Genomic DNA, 2,069 nt, shown 5'->3' with positions numbered 1-2,069 from the left:
AAAACTATCTTTAGGTGCAAATTTGAATAGTTTATGCAAGAGAAAAAGAAAATCCTGATTTTTATTGATTGGTTTTTGCCGGGGTATAAGGCTGGAGGACCCGTGAGGTAGATGGCTAATATGGTGGAGTATGAATCAATAGAATAGATGAGTAATGAATGACAAAGAGTTATATAATTTTACTGTTGGAGAATTAATAGAGATATTACAACAATACCCCAAAGGTATGCCAGTAGTAGTAAGTGGATACGAAAATGGTTATGAAAATTTTTATCATCCTTGCGTAAACAAGGTGGTGCATAATCCGGATAGCCCATACTACGATGGGGAATTTCAAATTGATGATGAAGGAGAGGAAGTGCTTTTGTTGGAGAGAGTAGTAAGGTTTGATTAATACACTGTTTAGAAATTACAATATTGTATTTGCGCAATGCGTTTTAAAGAATAGTTATTGTTAACAAAGGTATTAGCTTTTATGCTTAGAGATTCTAGTTCTTTTGTTTTTAAGTTTATTGATTTCTGAAGACCGGATAGAATATCATTTTTATTAGAAGTAATTTCTATTGCAATATTTTTTTCAAAAGCTTCAGGGCAAAGAGGAAGATTGGTTTTCGTAGGAGAAGGCTACTCTACGCTCTCAACCCTCTGCTCTTTGCTCTTCGCTTTTTTTTACCAAGAAACCCAAAAATTGCTAACTCAATTTATTTGATTCGCAAAGGTATTTAAGGCTTAGACTTTTATAATTACGAACGAGATTTTAACCTGTTGGCACAGTGTGTTTTGGTGGTAATGTGTCAAGCTAAAGCGCAGCGTCCTATCAGCTAAAGGCGCAGCCGTGCTAATACCTACCCCAATAATCCATCAAAGTATTGAATGGTTTTCACTAAACCTTGTTCTAATTTAACCTTGGGTTCCCATCCATTTAGTTCCTTTTTTGCCAGGGTAATATCCGGCTGGCGCTGTGTTGGGTCGTCTTGTGGTAGGGGAAGGTGGATGATTTTTGATTTTGAATTGGTGAGTTTTATAACCAATTCAGCTAACTCAAGCATGGTGAATTCTATTGGATTGCCTACGTTTACTGGTCCCCAGAAACCATCCCGGCTATTCATCATGCGAATCATACCTTCCAGTAAGTCATCCACATATTGAAAACTCCTGGTTTGTGTTCCGTCACCGTAGATAGTAATATCTTCTCCTTTTAATGCCTGAACAATAAAGTTAGAAACTACCCTGCCATCATTAGGATTCATATGAGGACCGTAAGTATTAAAAATACGGATAATTTTAATGTCGACATTATTTTGTAAGCGGTAATCCATAAACAGGGTTTCTGCACACCGTTTGCCTTCATCGTAGCATGAGCGCTGACCAATAGGGTTTACATTACCCCAATAACTTTCTTTTTGAGGGTGAACAATAGGATCTCCATAAACCTCGCTGGTACTGGCTTGTAATATTCTTGCTTTTATTCTTTTTGCCAATCCCAGCATATTAATGGCACCCATAACAGATGTTTTAATAGTTTTGATGGGATTGTACTGGTAATGTACCGGGGATGCAGGACAGGCCAAATTATAAATCTGATCTACTTCAATAAAAAAAGGATGGGTAACATCGTGGCGGATCAACTCAAAATATGGATGATCCATTAAGTGTACCACATTGGTTTTTGATCCGGTAAAATAGTTATCCAAACAGATAACTTCATTTCCTTCGTTAAGTAAGCGTTCACATAAATGAGAACCGATAAACCCGGCTCCTCCGGTAACAAGAATACGTTTCATTTTTTATGGGACAATAAATTAAATTGAATAGGCAAATGTACATTTTTTTGTTGAATACCTGATTGTTTTATAGAATTAGAGGTTACAACTGGATTCTTGATACTGGTTGCTTGTTTGTTTTACTAATTTGTGTAACGCTCCGCTCTTTGCTTTTTTCTAATAAAACGCTGTCAGGTTGTTAACGCTGACAGTTTTTTCGGGTAGAAAAACTATCTTTAGGTGCAAATTTGAATAGTTTATGCAAGAGAAAAAGAAAATCCTGATTTTTATTGATTGGTTTTTGCC

General features: G+C 36.3%; 2 protein-coding genes. One reads left to right on the top strand and one right to left on the bottom strand.

Features of this window, described 5'->3' with window-relative positions:
* Positions 1 to 154 precede the first annotated feature (154 nt).
* Positions 155 to 394 (top strand): hypothetical protein, encoded by a 240-nt coding sequence (locus OM074_RS21020; protein ID WP_301202677.1) that lies wholly within the window; start codon positions 155 to 157, stop codon positions 392 to 394.
* 451 nt (positions 395 to 845) lie between these two features.
* Here OM074_RS21020 and OM074_RS21015 read toward each other — a convergent pair whose 3' ends face one another.
* Positions 846 to 1,784 carry a UDP-glucuronic acid decarboxylase family protein gene (locus tag OM074_RS21015; RefSeq protein WP_301202676.1) on the bottom strand — a complete coding sequence of 313 codons (939 nt, stop codon included), beginning with the start codon at positions 1,782 to 1,784 and terminating at the stop codon, positions 846 to 848.
* Positions 1,785 to 2,069: the final 285 nt, after the last annotated feature.

Origin of the sequence: Plebeiibacterium marinum, from assembly GCF_026013615.1 — a bacterium.
GTDB lineage: Bacteria > Bacteroidota > Bacteroidia > Bacteroidales > Marinilabiliaceae > Saccharicrinis > Saccharicrinis marinus_A.
The sequence above is the reverse complement of the archived record's forward strand: the minus strand, read 5'-3'. Positions and strand labels throughout refer to the sequence as shown.

Coding starts and splice junctions, on each gene's coding strand:
- OM074_RS21020 (WP_301202677.1), top strand. CDS start 155: ATGAATGACAAAGAGTTATATAATTTTACTGTTGGAGAATTAATAGAG.
- OM074_RS21015 (WP_301202676.1), bottom strand. CDS start 1,784: ATGAAACGTATTCTTGTTACCGGAGGAGCCGGGTTTATCGGTTCTCAT.